The organism is Xenorhabdus sp. XBWT, assembly GCF_059072735.1.
This window is the reverse complement of record NZ_CM180990.1, coordinates 667,181-684,622: the sequence shown is the minus strand read 5'-3', so window position 1 is coordinate 684,622 and position 17,442 is coordinate 667,181. Positions and strand designations below refer to the sequence as shown.

Genomic DNA, 17,442 nt, shown 5'->3' with positions numbered 1-17,442 from the left:
CTCCTGATTCTCCGCTATTGGATATATTGAGTGATAAATCCTAATCTTTCCTGCTCAATCGCAGCTTGCGTCAGTATCCATTTCCGGAAAGCCGCAATTTTACCCAATTCTGCCTGATTATCGTGGCAAACCAAATAAAATGCGTTCTTGCTGACCAAAACATCATTGAATGGGCAGACAAGGCGACCCGCATCAATTTCATTTTGCGCCATGACATTATTGGCAAGAGCAACCCCCTGACCATGAACAGCAGCCTGAATTACCATGGAGCTATGACTGAATATTGGCCCCTGCTGGACACTGATATGCTGTTGCATATCAAGCTGACGAATATAGGCCTGCCAATCCCTCCGGGATGAGTCATGCAACAAAGTATGTTTGGCAAGATCTGCGGGCGTTTTTAATGGGCGATCTCCCATCATCAACGAAGGGGAACAAACAGGCAGCAGATATTCCGGATAGAGGCGATCTGTCCTCAAACCCGGCCAGTTGCCTCGTCCATAAAAAATCGCCACATCAACATCATCAGCCAGTTTATCCTCTTCCCTATCTATCGCCTGAATTCTGACATCAATGCCCGGAAAACTCTGATTAAAGCCAGAAAGCCGGGGAACCAGCCATTGAATGGCAAAGCTGGGAGATAAACTGACCGTTAATGCACCTTTAGCGATGCGTGCCTGAAGCTTACGAGTTGCATCATTAATCGCGATAAAAATCTCCTTAATATCGAGATAATAACTCTGACCATCTTCGGTTAGCAGTAGCGAACGGTTACGACGACGAAAAAGCTTCAATCCCAGAAAATCTTCCAGGCTTTTCATCTGATGACTAACAGCAGCCTGAGTCACAAATAATTCTTCTGCCGCTTTAGTAAAACTTAAATGACGGGCAGCAGCATCAAAAACTCGTAACGCATTGAGTGGAGGCAAACGTTTGGACATATTCGTTTCTTATATGGTGGTGACGATACCGGTAACTCTTTTCGTTCAGGTATTAGTTTTTATAATCCGAATCATTATAATTTTTCCGTTGATGATATACCAGCAAATCCCTATAGTGTGCGCACTTCCTAAGCCGGAACGAAAAGCCTCTTTGTAGCAATACATTGATACTTTTGGCTTTGTGGTTGTGATGTTGTGTTTGCAAGTTGTCTGGGATTACCAGACCTCGTAGCTTAGGCTACTATTTTTTCACTTCCTGTACATTTACCCTGTCTGTCCATAGTGATTTTTTAATGCACCGCAATTGCGGTGCTTTTTTTCTCAACTTTCCTGTAGAATCCTTCCTAACCTGATTAAAGAAAAACTTATTCTTTATCACACAACGATTAAATTAACATCATTTATGAAAGCCTTTGACTCAGAAAAATTCCGCCAGCGATTTCCTGCCCTGCAACAATCAACCATATTTCTGGACAGCGCCGCTACGGCATTAAAACCAATATGCATGATTGAAGCAACCGAGCACTATTACCAAAACCACAGTGCAACGGTTCATCGCAGCCAACACGCCACTGCACAAGCCATGACCGCTCGTTATGAACAGGCTCGATCACTGGTATCGGAATTAATTAACGCGCCATTACCTGAAGATATCATCTGGACGAAAGGCACGACTGAATCCATTAACTTAGTCGCACAAAGTTACTTTCGCCCTCGCCTGAGTGCTGGCGATGAAATCATAGTCAGCGAACAGGAACATCATTCCAACCTGCTTCCGTGGCTGATTCTGGCAGAACAGACCGGAGCCAAAATCGTTAAATGGCCGATAAGCAACCACCGTCAGCCAGAAATAGCAACGCTCGCAGAACTGTTGAATGAAAAAAGCCGACTGATTGCCATCAGCCAGATGTCGAACGTGACTGGTGCCACAGTGGATCTCACCCGGGTCACAACACTCGCACATCAATATAATTGCCGGGTACTGGTTGATGGCGCTCAGGGTATCGTGCATTCTCCCGTTGATGTGCAACAATTGGATATCGATTTTTACGCTTTTTCTGCCCATAAACTGTATGGCCCGAACGGATTAGGCGTGCTGTACGGCAAAAGTGAGTTACTGAATATGATGTCACCGTGGCATGGGGGCGGAAAAATGCTGACCCGAGTTTCATTCGAGGGTTTCACACCGGAAGCCGTACCTTATCGCTTTGAAGCAGGCACCCCGAACGTCGCTGGTGTAATCGGCTTTGCAGCAACCTTGGAATGGTTGAAAACCGTTGATATCCAGCTTGCCGAATCCCATGCAATCGCCCTGACGGATTATGCCGAGCAACAACTCAGCACTTTACCGGGATTTATCAGTTACCGTACGGCGAATTCCAGCCTTCTGGCTTTCAATATTGCAGGAATACACCACAGTGATTTAGCAACCTTAATTGCTGAACAAAATATTTCACTGCGTTCAGGCCAGCATTGTGCTCAGCCTCTGCTGGATGCCCTCTGCGTCAATGGTTGTCTGCGAGCCTCATTCATGCCTTATAATAATCAACAAGATGCAGATAAGCTGGTCAGCGCTGTGAAATTTGCCCTGTCGCTGCTGAATGATGAATGATGAATGATGAATGATGAACGGATTAAAAACCCCAATAAACTCACAGCAAGATACATAACCGATGACACAACTTTCAGATACTATCCTTGCACCGCACCCGTTCGGAACGGAAATCACGGAACAGCACCTTATTGAAAACTTCCAGCAATGCAAATTGTGGGAAGATCGCTATCGGCAGCTGATTCTGTTAGCCAGAAAAATGTCGACTTTAGCGGATGAATTAAAACAACAAAACATTGAAATGTCCGGCTGCGAAAATCGGGTCTGGCTGGGGCATCAATTACTCTCTGACGGCCATCTGCATTTTTACGCTGATAGCGAAGGCCGCATTGTCAAAGGATTATTAGCCGTTATATTGACCGTCGTAGAAAACAAAACACCAGCACAGATTTTACAAACGCCTTTAATGGAATTATTCCAGCAACTCGGTCTCACACAGCAATTAAGTGGCTCACGGCTCAATGGCGTGAAATCCTTGATTAATACCATTGAGGATATTGCCCGTACCTATATACAGTAGAGACTGCATTTGTAGATATCGTATACCCGTCGTCTTTCAAGTTGCAGCTTTGTTGGCTGCGCTCACTCACCCCAGTCATATAGTTAGCTATGCTCCTGGGGGTTCATTCCCTTGCCGTCGTGCTGCATCTTGAAATCCATTGGGTATATTACAACGTATTTTCCCGCCCGGCTTTTGCCACCATCTTTTTCAGGGCGTGGGAGACTGCCACAAAACCAAAGGTTGCCGTAACCATCGTTGCGGCACCAAAACCAGAAGCGCAGTCCATCCGTTTCGAACCATCCGCAGTACTCTTCACCGCACAAACCGTCCCGTCAGATTGAGGGTAAACCAGTTGTTCTGTTGAAAAAACGCAATCAATGCCTAATTTGCCCTTACCATTTTTCACAACGCGGTAATCCGACTTCAAACGTTCTTTCAATTTAGCTGCAAGCGGATCTTGTACCGTTTTTGCCAAATCCACGACCTGAATCTGGGTAGGGTCAAGTTGCCCACCAGCTCCGCCAGTTGTCACAACGGGTATCTTATGACGGCGACAATAGGCCAATAACGCCGCTTTTGGCCGTATGCTATCAATTGCATCAATCACATAACTGAATCCTGTGGACATCAATTCGGCTACATTATCAGGCGTCACAAAATCATCAATGCAAGTCACCTGACATTCTGGATTGATCGCCCGTATCCGTTCAGCAATGACCTCCGTTTTTGGCAACCCGACATTTTGTACCAGAGTATGAAGCTGGCGATTGGTATTGGTAACACAGACATCATCCATGTCAATCAATGTGATGGCACCAATGCCTGTTCGAGCCAGAGCCTCCGCAGCCCATGAACCGACACCGCCAATACCCACCACACAGACATGTGAACGGGCAAATAATGAAAGCGCTTTCTGGCCATATAGTCGAGCGGTGCCCGCAAAACGCTGGAGATAAGCATCAGAGAGAGAAATTTGCATCACTAAATAGATCCTGAATAACACCTATACCCTTAGTCTTTCAAGCTACAGCTTTGTTGGATTTGCTCCCTTACCGCCATGCTGTAACTCGAAATCCATCGGGATATCTCTGTCGAGATAGGTTATCGATTAATTGTTTGAATCAGGGGATATTACTGGTTTGCCGCCAAAAAACCAGATGAGGCTTTCTTCAATACCCAAACACGGCCATAGTGATTATAAAAACCGGCCATTTCTCCGGCTTTATCACCAACACCATGGTAGATATCAAAATGATGCCCTTTGATGGCGCCACCAACATCCAGTGCCACCATCAGGCGCATTCGATACTGTCCGGTAAATTTACCCATATTATCCAGCACAGGTATTTCCGCCAACAGCGCAGTTCCCGGAGGGATCAACGATCTATCGGATGCCACAGACGCTTTTGCCACAAGAGGCACCGCACTGGCTCCTCGCACAAAGGTATAGGGTTCAGGTTTAAAGAACACAAATGAAGGATTTTTCTCCAATAACTCTCTTACTTCGGTTTCACTATTCCTTTCTCCCCACTGGCGAATCATTTTCATTGACATATTTTGGCTGGGTACTTCTCCACGGTCGATCAGTACCTTGCCAATACTGCGGTATGGATGTCCATTTTTCCCCCCGTAACCAAAAAAGGTCAATGGCTGACCATCACCAAAATCGACATAGCCACTTCCTTGCACTTCCATCATAAAATTATCCATCAGGGAATTGCTGTACCCGATGATAAATTTTTTATTCAACGCTCCATGGTATATTGCTGCACGGTTTGGCAACCCGAAACGCGATTTAGGTGGCATACTGTACAACGGATATTTAAATTTCCCCTGCTTAATATGCCTCGCTTGCAAAACGGGGGTGTAGTAACCGGTAAATTTCACGTTACCATAATTATCTTGACCTTCCATTTGGTAAGCTGATAACCCAAATTCATTTAAATAACGGGTATCACCACCAGACAACATCCAATTCTTGATAGCATCAAATGTTTCGCGGTTATTGTTATAAAGGCGAGGAGAAGATTTACTGATGAAATTAACTTGAGTGGCAAAATCCTTGGCATTCACAGGCCACCCTTGAGCATTGGGAGTATTAACCAGTTGAAGATCTTGGGTGATGTGACCATCTTTATACTGTTGTCCTTGCTCGGTCGGTCGATGACATCCCGATAATAATAAAATGACAAACCCACATAAAAGATATTTGCCCCAGAGTTTCATATTTACGCCCTATCTCCAACCATCATTATTCGGCGATGAACAATATCAAACGCTAATAAATAATGAAATGTAGTTAGAAAAAAATAGACCCCTGCTTTATTAGGCCATAACGAGCAAAAACAAAACAACAAGACCAATATTTCATCAAAAAGCAAATAAATTCAGTAAATATCAACAAAAAAGCTTGCAACGGCGTCGTTCAAGAGTATAGTGTGCCGACATCAGACGCGGGGTGGAGCAGCCTGGTAGCTCGTCGGGCTCATAACCCGAAGGTCGTCGGTTCAAATCCGGCCCCCGCAACCAATTTTATACAGTGTTATTGCTGATAGTGTTATTACTGATATAGTCAGCATATATGTATAGAAAGTAAAAATCTGATAATAAAGAATGTCATCATTCAGTATTTGCCCACTATTGATAATCAAAGTTTGCAAATAGACGGACGCGGGGTGGAGCAGCCTGGTAGCTCGTCGGGCTCATAACCCGAAGGTCGTCGGTTCAAATCCGGCCCCCGCAACCAATTTTTTACGATGTCATTATTTAGTATTTGCACTGATCATTAGTAACGAACACTATTGATAATCAAGTTTGCAAATAGACGGACGCGGGGTGGAGCAGCCTGGTAGCTCGTCGGGCTCATAACCCGAAGGTCGTCGGTTCAAATCCGGCCCCCGCAACCAACTTTTCTTAATACATCTATTCCCGTTGTATCCGAATCCCTTAGAATTTTGTTTATTACTTATACAAACTCTCTAGATTTCCCAATAAAAATAGTTAAAACTGATTGCAGGTTGTTACTTTTAGCAATAGCTTTTCATAGAATTTATTCAAGGCGGATATTTCACCGCCGAGCTAATTCGGCACCATTTTTAAAATAAGCCTTAATACTAGCAAAAATAGATTCTGCTATTTGTTGCTGGAATCTTGCTGTTTTCAGTTTACGTTCTTCTTCCAGATTACTAATAAATGCAGTTTCCACTAAAACAGAAGGAATATCTGGCGCTTTTAATACCGCAAACCCCGCCTGATCGACGCTATTTTTATGCAATTTATTAATTTTCCCCATCCGCTTGAGCACTTCATCACCAAATTTCAGGCTATCGTTAATCGTCGCGGTTTGAACCAAATCCAGCATAGTATGATCTAAATATTTATCACCACTTTTACTGACTCCCCCAATCGAGTCAGCCTCATTCTGAGTCTGAGCTAAAAATCGGGCGGTATTGCTGGTCGCTCCCTTAGTGGAAAGCGCAAATACCGATGAACCCCGCGCAGATCGATTTGTAAAGGCATCTGCATGAATAGAAACAAATAGATCAGCGCGCATCTTGCGGGCTTTTGCTACCCTCACTTTCAAAGGAATAAATACATCTTCATTACGGGTCATATAAACTTTCATGCCGGGTTCACGTTTAATGAGAGCCTGTAAACGACGAGCAATTTGCAACACAATATCTTTTTCACGGGTTTTGTATTTCCCAATGGCTCCCGAATCTTCGCCACCGTGACCGGGATCGAGCATAATCACAATCGGCCGATCTTTTCCTGCCTTACCGGGTTTACGCGCCTTCGCAGGCAAATGCTTTTCCAAATCCCCGCTGTTGTACTCTTCAAGCAAAGCCAGTAAAGGATCATCATCCACATTTGCTGCCTTTTTAGGATAAAGATCTAATACCAAGCGATGCTTAAATTTCGCAATCGGCGGCAGCGTAAAAATGTGTGGAGCAACAGGCTGTTTAATCTCAAATACCAAGCGCACCGTTTTGGGATCAAATTGCCCTGCCCGCACCAATTTCAGGTAGGGATCACGCTGCTGAACCTGTGCTCCCATACGGCTCAGGACACTATTGATCTGGATACCCTGTAAATCAATGACAATACGGTTGGGATTTGAAAGTGAGAATTGGCGATATTTAAGTGGAATACTAGACTCCAACGTCACTCTGGTATAACTTGATGCCGGCCAAATACGGACAGCAATTACTTTTGAGTTTGCTGCATAACCTATTGGACTAACGCTTAATAACCATACAGCTGCTGCGCCTTTCAGCAGACGGCGACGTGAAGAATTATAGTCTGAATGACTCATCGTTTATTCCATTTAAAAACAGCCAAACTCAGTAATTTTTGCTAAAAATAATCGTTAGGCGGAGACTCTAATTAATTAGAGAATCGCTGTCATCAAAAAAAGCATTTTATGCTCTCTCAATCTATTTATATCAATATAAATAATAACGTTATTTTTATCCATTTTTCCTCTTGCCATTTTCTATCAAAAGGAATAAAAATACATAAAATACGCATAAAAATTCATTCTGAGAGGGTTTGATGAAAGAAAACAGTACCGAATTGGTTGAAATCGTCCGGCAATCGGTTCCGTATATCAATGCACACCGGGGAAAGACTTTTGTCATTATGTTGGGAGGTGAAGCTATCGCCCATGAAAATTTCTCCAACATCATTAACGATATTGGATTGCTGCATAATCTAGGTATTCGTTTAATCGTCGTGTACGGCGCTCGCCCACAGATCGAACAAAATATTGCGGAGCATAACTGCCTGTCGGTCTATCACAAACATACCAGAGTGACTGATACCAAAACATTGGATCTCGTTAAGCAAGTCGCGGGGTTGTTACAATTGGATATTACTGCACGTCTTTCCATGAGCCTGAGTAATACACCATTGCAGGGCGCCCATATTAAAGTGGTTAGTGGTAATTTTATTATCGCCCAGCCTTTAGGGATCGATGATGGCATTGATTATTACCACAGTGGCAAGATCCGCCGCATTGATGAAGAAGCCATCAACCAGCAATTAGACAATAACGCGATTGTGCTGATTGGGCCAGTTGCCGTTTCCGTCACGGGAGAAAGTTTTAACCTGACATCCGAAGAAGTCGCAACACAGTTGGCAATCAAATTAAAAGCAGAAAAATTAATCGGCTTTTGCTCGTCACAGGGCGTACTTGATGCTGAAAACAACACCTTATCAGAACTTTTTCCCAGCGAAGGGGAATTCCGTCTGCATGAATTGGAAAAAGCTGACGAACACTATTCAGGAACTGTTCGCTTCTTAAGGGGGGCTATCAAAGCCTGCCGCCGTGGAGTGCGCCGCAGTCATTTGATCAGCTATCAGGAAAATGGTTCGCTGGTTCAGGAGCTATTTTCCCGCAAAGGTATCGGAACCCAAATTGTAATGGAACGCTCCGAACAAATCCGCCGTGCCAATATTAATGATATCGGGGGCATTCTTGAGCTTATTCGTCCATTGGAACAGCATGGTATTTTGGTTCGCCGCTCGCGGGAACAATTGGAAATGGAAATAGACAAATTCACTTTGATAGAACACGATAACGTCACTATCGCCTGTGCTGCACTATATTCTTACTCTGATGAAAAAATCGGGGAAATGGCCTGCGTTGCCGTGCATCCAGACTACCGGAACTCTTCCCGAGGTGAAATCCTGCTAAATGCTATTTCCGCCCAAGCCAAGCAAATAGGGCTGGAAAAACTTTTCGTACTCACAACCCGCAGTATTCATTGGTTTCAGGAAAAAGGTTTTGAACCCGCAGAGATCGATATGCTACCCGTAGAGAAACAAGCGCTGTATAACTATCAGCGCCGTTCCAAAATCTTAATGTTAGATTTACAGAATCATTAATCTTATTCACTGCGGGTTGAACCATGCTGCTAATCCGCTCCGGCGCTGGGTTGTTGTGGCAACTGCCTTATCCAAAACAGGCCGGTGAGCATAAATGGTCAACTTTTCCCGCGCCCGGGTCAGCGCGGTATACACCAATTCCCGACTGACTATCGGCGAGTATTGAGTCGGTAATACCAATGCGGTATGTTCAAATTCTGATCCCTGAGATTTATGTACAGTCATCACATACGCAGTTTCATGCTGAGGCAGGCGACTTGGCTGAAACCCTTTAATCTGTCCGTCAGATAACTGAAAGTAAGCCTTCAGTTCATTATCCTGATTTCTGAGCATAATCCCGATATCTCCGTTAAACAGCCCAAGCGTACTGTCATTACGCAATATCATGACCGGGCGCCCGGCATAGCCACGGTTTTCCACATTATTAGATAAAGTGATAACACCTTTTCTGTGCAATAATTGCTCCAGTCGATGATTCAGCCCAACAACGCCAAATGGCCCTTCTCTTAATCCACACAATAACCGAAAACGATTAAACTCCGCCAAAATTGCTTTCTCTGATGCCCCTTCATTCACCATTGTCAGATATTGATAGTAGCCAGAAGCTGTTTCAGTCAGCAAACGCTGATAATCTTCATCCACTGAAAGCGGATTGAAATAAACATCAGGAAAAGCGTGATTCAGCACCGCGGAGACCCCTTTACGATCTCCCTGATTAACAGCCGATGCCAGCTGCCCAATGCCAGAAGCCGAATTGAAGCGATAACTTTTGCGCAGCAGACATAAACAATCCCGCACTGCGGAAACTTTGTTGTCTGAATCAGGTACAGAATAAGACGTTAACTGACATCCGGTTAATTGCCCCAACTGTTCTGCACGTTTAGCGCTGTACCCCTGTTCTGCAAAACGGCAGATATCACCCAATACAGCGCCAGCTTCAACCGACGCCAACTGGTCTTTATCCCCCAAAAAAATCACTTTCACCCGTGGCGGCAAAGCATCAATCAAATGTGCCATCATCGGTAAATCCACCATTGAAGCTTCATCAATGATCAAAATATCAAGGGAAAGAGGATTATCGCGGCCATAACGCAGTTTTTGGCTATCTGGTTGTGCACCCAGTAAACGGTGAATAGTTTGCGCCTGCTCAGGAATGCTGCGCCACTGTTCCGGCGTCAACGCAAGTTTCTTTACCGCATCCCTGAGCGATTCAGTCAACCTGGCCGCTGCCTTGCCGGTTGGTGCAGCCAGTTGAATGCTTAATTGCTGTCCTTCATGCAGCTTTATCAGGGTGACCAGCAACTTAGCCACGGTAGTGGTTTTTCCGGTTCCCGGACCACCGGAAATAACTGAAATACGGCTCGTCACAGCAACCGCGGCTGCAACTTTTTGCCAATCTATTTCCCCTTCGGCTGTGACACCAAAAAGCTCATCCAAAATACGGCGGGTTTGAATTTCATCAAGTGCATCAGCCAACTCAACAGACGCAAAGAAATCCGCCACACGCCGTTCACTTTGCCACATGCGTTGTAAATACAAGCTGTAATCCGCATTTCCTTGATGAGAAAGAACCATCGGTGTCGGAGAATCGCCCCGACTTACTGCCTGACATATCTGCAAAGCTGCAACAATTTGTGCCTGATCCGGCTCACCTGCCAAAGACCAAAGTGAAGCCGCTAACTCAGGTTGCCGGCCCTCAAATAAATATTTTGGTGCAATACGTTCCAGAGGCAAACAGACATGCCCTGCCCCCGATTCAGTACTCAACAAAGCTGTAATCAGCAACAACAGCGGATTTTCATCTTCAATCATCGCATAAGCAAACTGCACATCCAGTGGACGCAATAATTTTTGACTTACGGCTTGTTGCAATAGTGACTTCATTGAATTCATACGCTTTGTTCCTCATCCGCAGCGCTGAAAAGGGTATCCAATTCGTCAATAAATTCAAAAGGCGGCAAGTAGTGATAAATACCATGCCCGGGGTTATCTTTATCAATACCACGCAAAAACAAATATATGACTCCACCAAAATGATTCCGATAATCATAACTGGCTAACCGATGACGCAAATAACGATGCAAGGCCAACGTATAAAGCTGATACTGTAAATCATAGCGATGTTCTATCATGGCTTTCGCCATCGCTTCCTGCGTATATGACTGGCTACTTTCTCCCAACCAATTTGATTTATAGTCCACCACATAAAATTTACCCTGCCAGCAAAAAACCAAATCAATAAACCCCTTTAACATTCCTTTCACCTGATGAAAGGCCAACGGCGCACACTGTGCTGACAAGGGATCATAACGGCGTGTCAGCGCATCCATCTCCTTTGAATGCAATAACTTATCCACGGGTAAATAAAACTGCATTTCACTTTGCTGTTGCTGACGGGGAATATCAGCCAGTTGCATTCCTTGCTCATTCAACTTTGCTCTAAAAATATCGTCTATCCACTGTTCCAATACCGAAGCCCAATCTTCATCAAAACCTGATGCCGTCAGCTTTTCTGCCAACGATGCCTGATCTGGGGGATTACCAAAATCCACATCTTCCAAAATACTATGCAGAAACGTTCCCGCTGATGCCCCACGCGGAAAAGTGTGCGGCGTCATTTGCAAAGATTGTTCTTCCTGTTTCTCACCACAGGCATCAATATCCAGTTTCGGCGAAATGGATTGCACAATCACATCCACAGACTCGCCAAGTGCACCGGCACGATTATCAAAAGTAACCGGAGAAACAGCGCGAGAAGCTGAATATTGTAAACCCGAATAACTCGTTACCCGCCAATCATCCCGAATGGAACGTTGAAATCTTCTGGCCTCCAGAGACAAATGATTTTCACTTTGTGAACACCACTGTGCATCCGCAGTCTCCTCTACCCGCTTAATCTCTATATTATTATCAGACAGTTCATCTAAACTGCCTGCCAGAAGTTCCACATTGCCTTTCTTGCCCTTTTGCAACACATATCCAAGGGCAGACAGGTGCAAATCAGTATCCCCCGCTTTCCCCCTGCTCCCTTTGATAAGCGGAGCCACACCAACGCTACAATGATAAACCGACCGCGTTAATGCAACATAGAGCAAACGTAAATCCTCCGCCAAGCGTTCTTCATCAGCCAGTTCCAGGGCTTCTTTCAACGTTTCATCGTCATGGGAAATATTGAGGTGGGCCTCAAAATTATGGCGATCATGATAAACAGCCTGCTTCTGCTTCCTGTAACCACAAATAAAAGGTAAACAAACCAATGGATATTCCAGCCCTTTAGACTTATGAATGGTACAGATTTGCACCAGATGCCGATCACTCTCCAGTCGTAGTTGCTGGTTTTCTGATTGTGGGTTAGGACGTGAAATCTGTTGTGCCAGCCAGCGGGCGGCGGCATGCTCACTGTCCAGTTGCTGCGATGCTTCCTGCAATAACTCACCAATGTGCATAATATCAGTAAGACGACGCTTCCCATCATCCCCGGCCAGCAAGTTTTCCGCTATCTGATATTTCACCATGACAGCCCGCAGCATCGGCAATACACCACGGGAACGCCAGATGCGGGCATAACCATCAAATTCATCAACCAAACGATCCCATGTAATTTCATCATGATTGAGTTGATCGATTTGCTGCGCACTCATACCAAATAAACTACTGGCTAACGCGCTTCTGAGTTCTCGGGCCTTTTCCGGTGCCAATACCGCCTGCAATAACCAAAGCAAATCTTTAGCTTCGGGCGTATCAAACACACTTTCCCGATTAGAAAGGAAGACTGACGGTATTTTAAGTGTGTTCAATTCTTGACGGATCAACGATGCTTCCCGACGATCACGAACCAACACTGTAATATCCGCCGCCACAACCGGGCGGCTTTTTTCAGCCCGATGCAGAAATGCCTTACCATCTTGCCCAGCCTGTAACCAATCCCGAATTTGGGCAGCACACAACCGGGCCATGCTTTGTTCATATTCTCTTTTGGAAACACCCTCACCGGGTTGTAACCAAAATCGCAATGCAACCTGTTCTTCATCATGTAAAGTGAATTTCAGACCATGATTTTTCTCTGCGGCCTTCACATTAACAAATGGGATCTGTTCAAACAAAAATGGATGTTCTGTGCGGGCAAACAATTTATTGACAGCCTGTACCATGGACACAGAAGAACGCCAGTTAGTTTCCAATGTGTAATGGGCACTCACATTGGAACGCGCGCGAATATAGGTAAAAATATCCGCACCACGGAATGCATAAATAGCTTGCTTAGGATCACCAATGAACAAGAGTCCATTTTCTGATGGCTGGTTTTCTGATATCTGGTCTTTTGATAACGGTCTTTCTAGCTCACAACGATATATGGCCTGAAAAATGCGATATTGCTGAGGGTCAGTATCCTGAAATTCATCAATCATTGCGACGGGATAATGTTGCCGGATGGCTTGTGCAAGCTGCTCACCACTTTCATGCCGCAGGGCGCTATCCAGACGCGTCAATAGATCATCAAACCCCATATGGCCACGCATCAACTTTTCTTGCTGAACAGACTGTCGAACTTCAATAATCGCTTTAGCAATGATGATATCTTTCAATGTCAGCGGATGCTGGTATAAATCATCTATAGCCTCAAACAGCAGATGCTGTGGGGCTTCACCTTTTTTAGTTTTTTCTATTAAGCGTGACTGGCAAAATTTATCCAATTCTTTAGGAAGCTGATAGTCTTCAGTGAGTAATTTAGCCCATTCAGAAACTTTATTTAGCCAATTAGGTAGATTTTTTTTGGTATAACTACGTTTATCAACATCAGAGTTTGCTATCAAATCATGTAAATCCGATGCCACTTCATTCCACTGACACTTTACTGAATCAATTTTCTCAATGATTTTTTGATGGCGGCCAAACAGCGTTTCATTGCTGTCAGGCGCGTTGACGATATACGGCATATCTCCGTACAAATAATCGGAGATATCTTTCAGCAATGCTTCCGGCCCACTCCATATTTTGCTTATCTCCCCTGCTATCGGCAATGGCAGAGGATAACAGTGTCGCCGCCAGAAATCGGCACAGCCTTGTTTGCATAGCTGGCTTTCATCCTGAATCAACGTTTGCTCGAACAGTACTCCGGACTCAAATGCATTATTCACCAGCATTCTCTGACAAAAACCATGGATGGTATAAATCGCAGCTTCATCCATCTGACGTTCAGCAATCAACAACCAATTAGCCGCACTTTCTCTGTCTGGAATTTCATCCAGCAATTGCCGATAAGTGGGATCGCTAACCGCAATTTCTTCCCGTATGCAGGCCAAACGAAGCTGATGGATATTTTCACGGATACGTCCGCGCAATTCATCTGTTGCCGCTTTCGTAAAAGTAACAACCAGAATCTCTTCAACATTCAGCGGTCGGGAAAAGGCAGCAGAGCCGCCCAATCCCAGTAAAAGACGAAGATAAAGCAAACCTATCGTGTAGGTCTTGCCCGTACCGGCAGAAGCCTCGATAAGCCGCTGACCGTACAGCGGCAGTGTTAACGGGTTAAGTTTATAAGACTGTACTTGCTGGCCTGATATTTCATGGCCTAGTATTTCTTTGCTCACTGAGCATTCACCTTAACCGGTAATTGTTTTTGGAAATCTGACACATATTTGTAAGTTTTCCAGCCTTTCAGTTCCGCATATTGATGAGCCGAACCTTTTTTCCCGGTAATTTGGGAAATCAGCGCCAATCCCTGACGTTTAATCACTGCTTTTTCATAAAACGCAATAACCTGCGCTTTGGTGGCTTTCTCCATCGCTGCTATGATTTTCTCACGTTTATCAAATTTGAAGTTATTGCGTCCAAAGTCTCCCTCATAGCGCGCCACTTCTGAATAGAAGGTTTGCGGTGGTTCACGCATTTCTGTTAACAGCGATTTTTTATATTGTTCAAACTCAGCATCAGACATCGCTTTAAGCTTTTTATCAGCCTGTTGATAGAAGCCCTGATAACGTTGATGCAGGTAATCCGGTTGTTTGCTGTTACTTTGCACAAGAAAACCCAGTCCAAGTTGTTCACCGATCCCTGAATTAGAGGCCGAAACCACATAACCAAGCTGTTCTGTCGTCCTCAATTGATCAAAGAACCACGGTGACAAAATGCTACTCAACACATTGGAGTAAACATATCCCGTGATACGGTCATACCCCGTTGGAATATAGACTTCTGCCAGAGCGTTATCCGTGCTGCTCGCCATTTTTTTGAAATTAACCGCATAATTACGGTCAATAACAATGTGTTCGCCAGTCCACCACACGGTCCCTTGATTGGCGAGCTGCTTCTGTGCGGCTTCAATGATGTTAATACTCTGCTGCTCAGTGAAATTACCGAAGACCATAGCCTGTAAAGCTGCATGTTGGATCATTTTCTGACGATATTTCACAATATCGTCAAGAGTAATGGTATCCAGCATTTTCAGTTTTTCAGACTGTTCGAAGTAAGGCACATTCGCAAGTTGAGAAATGGGTTGCACGGCCATTTGGAAGGCTTTGCTGTTATTGGCAACTTCAATTTGTTCCCGATACCATGATTTCGCCTGCTCCAGTTTCTCCTGAGTTGGTATAAATGAGATGTACTGCTCTATGGCGGAAGTTAACAATTCTGGTAAATGTTGCGTAAAACCACCTGCCTGGATTCTCAAACCTTCAGCATAATCTGTTGAGACCGCCATTCCCGCTACAGACGCCCGATAATTCAGCCGATCAAGGGCGGCCGTAGATAAATAGACAAACAACGTATCTGCAAGCTGATCCTTAATGTTCTTCATGCCATCAGGATTACGCATCTCCAATATGATACTTCCCTTCGGTTCATCTGAAAAATATTGGCTTGGCATATACAGCAAGCGAACATTTGGCTTTTCCAAAATCATTTTAGGTTTTTTTTGGCTACCCGATGTTTTCACCAAGGATAAATCATCAGGAATATAGGGATTCAACTCTGGCAAAGAGAATAAATCCCCTTGTGCAAGTTTTTTCCATTCAGCCAATTGTGTTGGCGTAATTTTATTGACTTGATACGGAGCCTGCACAAAGTAGGCTTCTTTATTATGTGGCTCTGTTGGGCTGATAAACCAGATGCGCGCATTTTCAGGCGTTAATTCATCCAAACGGCTAGCTATCGCTTTTGGATTGAAGGTATCTGCAACATAACCTGCATCCAGCACATGGGAAATGGGCAATTGCAACATGGCATCGGATACCCCTTCAATATAGTTCATATTCCGCACGATTGACGCATACTGGAACGACAAATTAAAGACGTTTGTCATTTCATCGAAATAACTTTTATTGATGCCCTGTTTTTTTAGCAGGTTAATGTAAGAAAAAATGGCGGCGATGACTTGATCGCGCTGTTCAAGCCCCTTATCAGTTAGCGAAACATGAATATTAAATGTACCGGAGTTACCATCAGTTTTGGGGTTTGCCCCAGCGTCGATACTTTCAATTAACCCTTGCTTCAGTAACCAACCAGATAAGGTATTTTGACTATTATTATTACCAATCAAATACCCGACATATGCGTCTGTTTTACTGCGAAAATCGGCACTGTTGTCAGCAATGCTAAATTCCAGCCGCAATGTTTTATGGGGTTGTGCTGGCACATAATGGATAATGACACCTTTTTCTTTATCCGTCACTGCGGGAACCGTAATGGCAGGCACTGAAGCCTGTCGGTTCGGGATGCGACCAAACGTTTCTGCTGCAACCTGAGCCAGTTTGTCCATTGATTGATTGCCGTACATTACCCCTTTCATCAAATTGGCAGAGTAATAACGCTGGTAAAAATCAACAAGTGCCATCTGGAGCTTGCTGTCAGGCTTATCTTTTAGTGTCTCTAGATTTCCTCCGGCAAAACGGGCATTAGGGTGAGCCGGATTGAGAGTTTCAGAGCGAATTTGCCATATGCGATGACCTTCACCAGCACGGGCAATGGTCATTTCATTATCAACAGCATGACGTTCACGATCGGCATTCACAGGGTCCAGCAAAGGTTCAGCAAGTGCATCAGCCAGACGATCAGTCGCTTCTGCCAGAGAGTCGTTTTCAACTTCCAGATAGAATGCCGTACGGTTGGCATTCGTGCTGGCGTTATGACTTCCCCCGTGTTTTTGCAGAAACTCAGTAAATCCGCCGGCGTCAGGGTAACGATTGGAACCCATTAATACCATGTGCTCTAAATAGTGGGCCAGACCCAGTTGGTTATCCGGGTTTTCCATGTGACCGACCGGAATGGAAACCGCAGCTAATGATTTAATGGCCTTTTCATCAGAAACCAGCAGAACTGTCATACCATTGTGCAATTGGATAGCTTTATATTGGCGAGGATCGCGATCACTCTTATGAATAATATCCGGCAGCACTTGCCATGACGATTTTGAATACGGTGACTGTGCATACGCCGTTATCCCAAAAAATAACAAAAAAAACATCGTCATGATGCGAATAATATATTTAGGCATAACCTAA

At 44.5% G+C, this 17,442-nt stretch carries 10 protein-coding genes and 3 tRNA genes; 6 read left to right on the top strand and 7 right to left on the bottom strand.

Translation table 11 applies throughout. The features are described from left to right. Positions 1–14 precede the first annotated feature (14 nt). On the bottom strand, positions 15–941 hold the full coding sequence (locus AC5JQI_RS02995; protein WP_237385910.1) for a transcriptional regulator GcvA: 927 nt from the start codon (positions 939–941) through the stop codon (positions 15–17). 403 nt (positions 942–1,344) lie between these two features. Here AC5JQI_RS02995 and csdA point away from each other — a divergent pair, with 403 nt between their 5' ends. Continuing rightward, positions 1,345–2,553 carry a cysteine desulfurase CsdA gene (gene csdA, locus AC5JQI_RS02990; RefSeq protein WP_493913688.1) on the top strand — a complete coding sequence of 403 codons (1,209 nt, stop codon included), beginning with the start codon at positions 1,345–1,347 and terminating at the stop codon, positions 2,551–2,553. Between the two features lie 61 nt (positions 2,554–2,614). Next, a complete protein-coding gene (csdE, locus tag AC5JQI_RS02985; RefSeq protein ID WP_493913687.1) occupies positions 2,615–3,073 on the top strand; it encodes a cysteine desulfurase sulfur acceptor subunit CsdE in 459 nt (152 codons plus the stop codon). A 148-nt stretch (positions 3,074–3,221) separates the two neighbouring features. On the opposite strand, the gene tcdA is transcribed toward csdE, so the two are convergent. After that, positions 3,222–4,034 carry a tRNA cyclic N6-threonylcarbamoyladenosine(37) synthase TcdA gene (gene tcdA, locus AC5JQI_RS02980; RefSeq protein WP_493913686.1) on the bottom strand — a complete coding sequence of 271 codons (813 nt, stop codon included), beginning with the start codon at positions 4,032–4,034 and terminating at the stop codon, positions 3,222–3,224. A 152-nt stretch (positions 4,035–4,186) separates the two neighbouring features. Beyond that, the gene (mltA, locus tag AC5JQI_RS02975) at positions 4,187–5,281 is read right to left on the bottom strand and encodes a murein transglycosylase A (RefSeq protein ID WP_493913685.1); all 1,095 of its coding nucleotides are present in this window, start codon (positions 5,279–5,281) and stop codon (positions 4,187–4,189) included. 226 nt (positions 5,282–5,507) lie between these two features. Here mltA and AC5JQI_RS02970 point away from each other — a divergent pair. The 3 genes from AC5JQI_RS02970 (at position 5,508) to AC5JQI_RS02960 (ending at position 5,961) form a co-directional block, all read left to right on the top strand. Then, a tRNA-Met gene (locus AC5JQI_RS02970) sits at positions 5,508–5,584 on the top strand. A 140-nt stretch (positions 5,585–5,724) separates the two neighbouring features. Further along, positions 5,725–5,801, top strand: a tRNA-Met gene (locus AC5JQI_RS02965). A gap of 83 nt (positions 5,802–5,884) precedes the next feature. Then, positions 5,885–5,961, top strand: a tRNA-Met gene (locus AC5JQI_RS02960). Positions 5,962–6,122: 161 nt separating this feature from the next. Here AC5JQI_RS02960 and amiC read toward each other — a convergent pair. Then, entirely contained in the window at positions 6,123–7,370 is a 1,248-nt protein-coding gene (gene amiC, locus AC5JQI_RS02955; RefSeq protein ID WP_493913684.1) for an N-acetylmuramoyl-L-alanine amidase AmiC, read from the bottom strand. Between the two features lie 239 nt (positions 7,371–7,609). On the opposite strand from amiC, the gene argA reads away from it, so the two are divergent. Next, positions 7,610–8,944 (top strand): amino-acid N-acetyltransferase, encoded by a 1,335-nt coding sequence (gene argA, locus AC5JQI_RS02950; protein WP_493913683.1) that lies wholly within the window; start codon positions 7,610–7,612, stop codon positions 8,942–8,944. 6 nt (positions 8,945–8,950) lie between these two features. Here the strand turns inward: argA and recD are convergent, their stop codons facing one another. Genes recD through ptrA form a run of 3 tightly spaced genes read right to left on the bottom strand, consistent with a single transcriptional unit; the run spans position 8,951 to position 17,435 of the window. Further along, positions 8,951–10,837 carry an exodeoxyribonuclease V subunit alpha gene (gene recD / locus AC5JQI_RS02945; RefSeq protein WP_493913682.1) on the bottom strand — a complete coding sequence of 629 codons (1,887 nt, stop codon included), beginning with the start codon at positions 10,835–10,837 and terminating at the stop codon, positions 8,951–8,953. Beyond that, positions 10,834–14,535, bottom strand: a complete 3,702-nt coding sequence (gene recB, locus AC5JQI_RS02940) for an exodeoxyribonuclease V subunit beta (protein WP_493913681.1) — start codon at positions 14,533–14,535, stop codon at positions 10,834–10,836. Before recB ends, recD begins: the two co-directional genes overlap by 4 nt. After that, the gene (gene ptrA / locus AC5JQI_RS02935) at positions 14,532–17,435 is read right to left on the bottom strand and encodes a pitrilysin (protein ID WP_493913680.1); all 2,904 of its coding nucleotides are present in this window, start codon (positions 17,433–17,435) and stop codon (positions 14,532–14,534) included. The genes recB and ptrA overlap by 4 nt, the downstream gene beginning before the upstream one ends. Between the last annotated feature and the right edge of the window lie 7 nt (positions 17,436–17,442).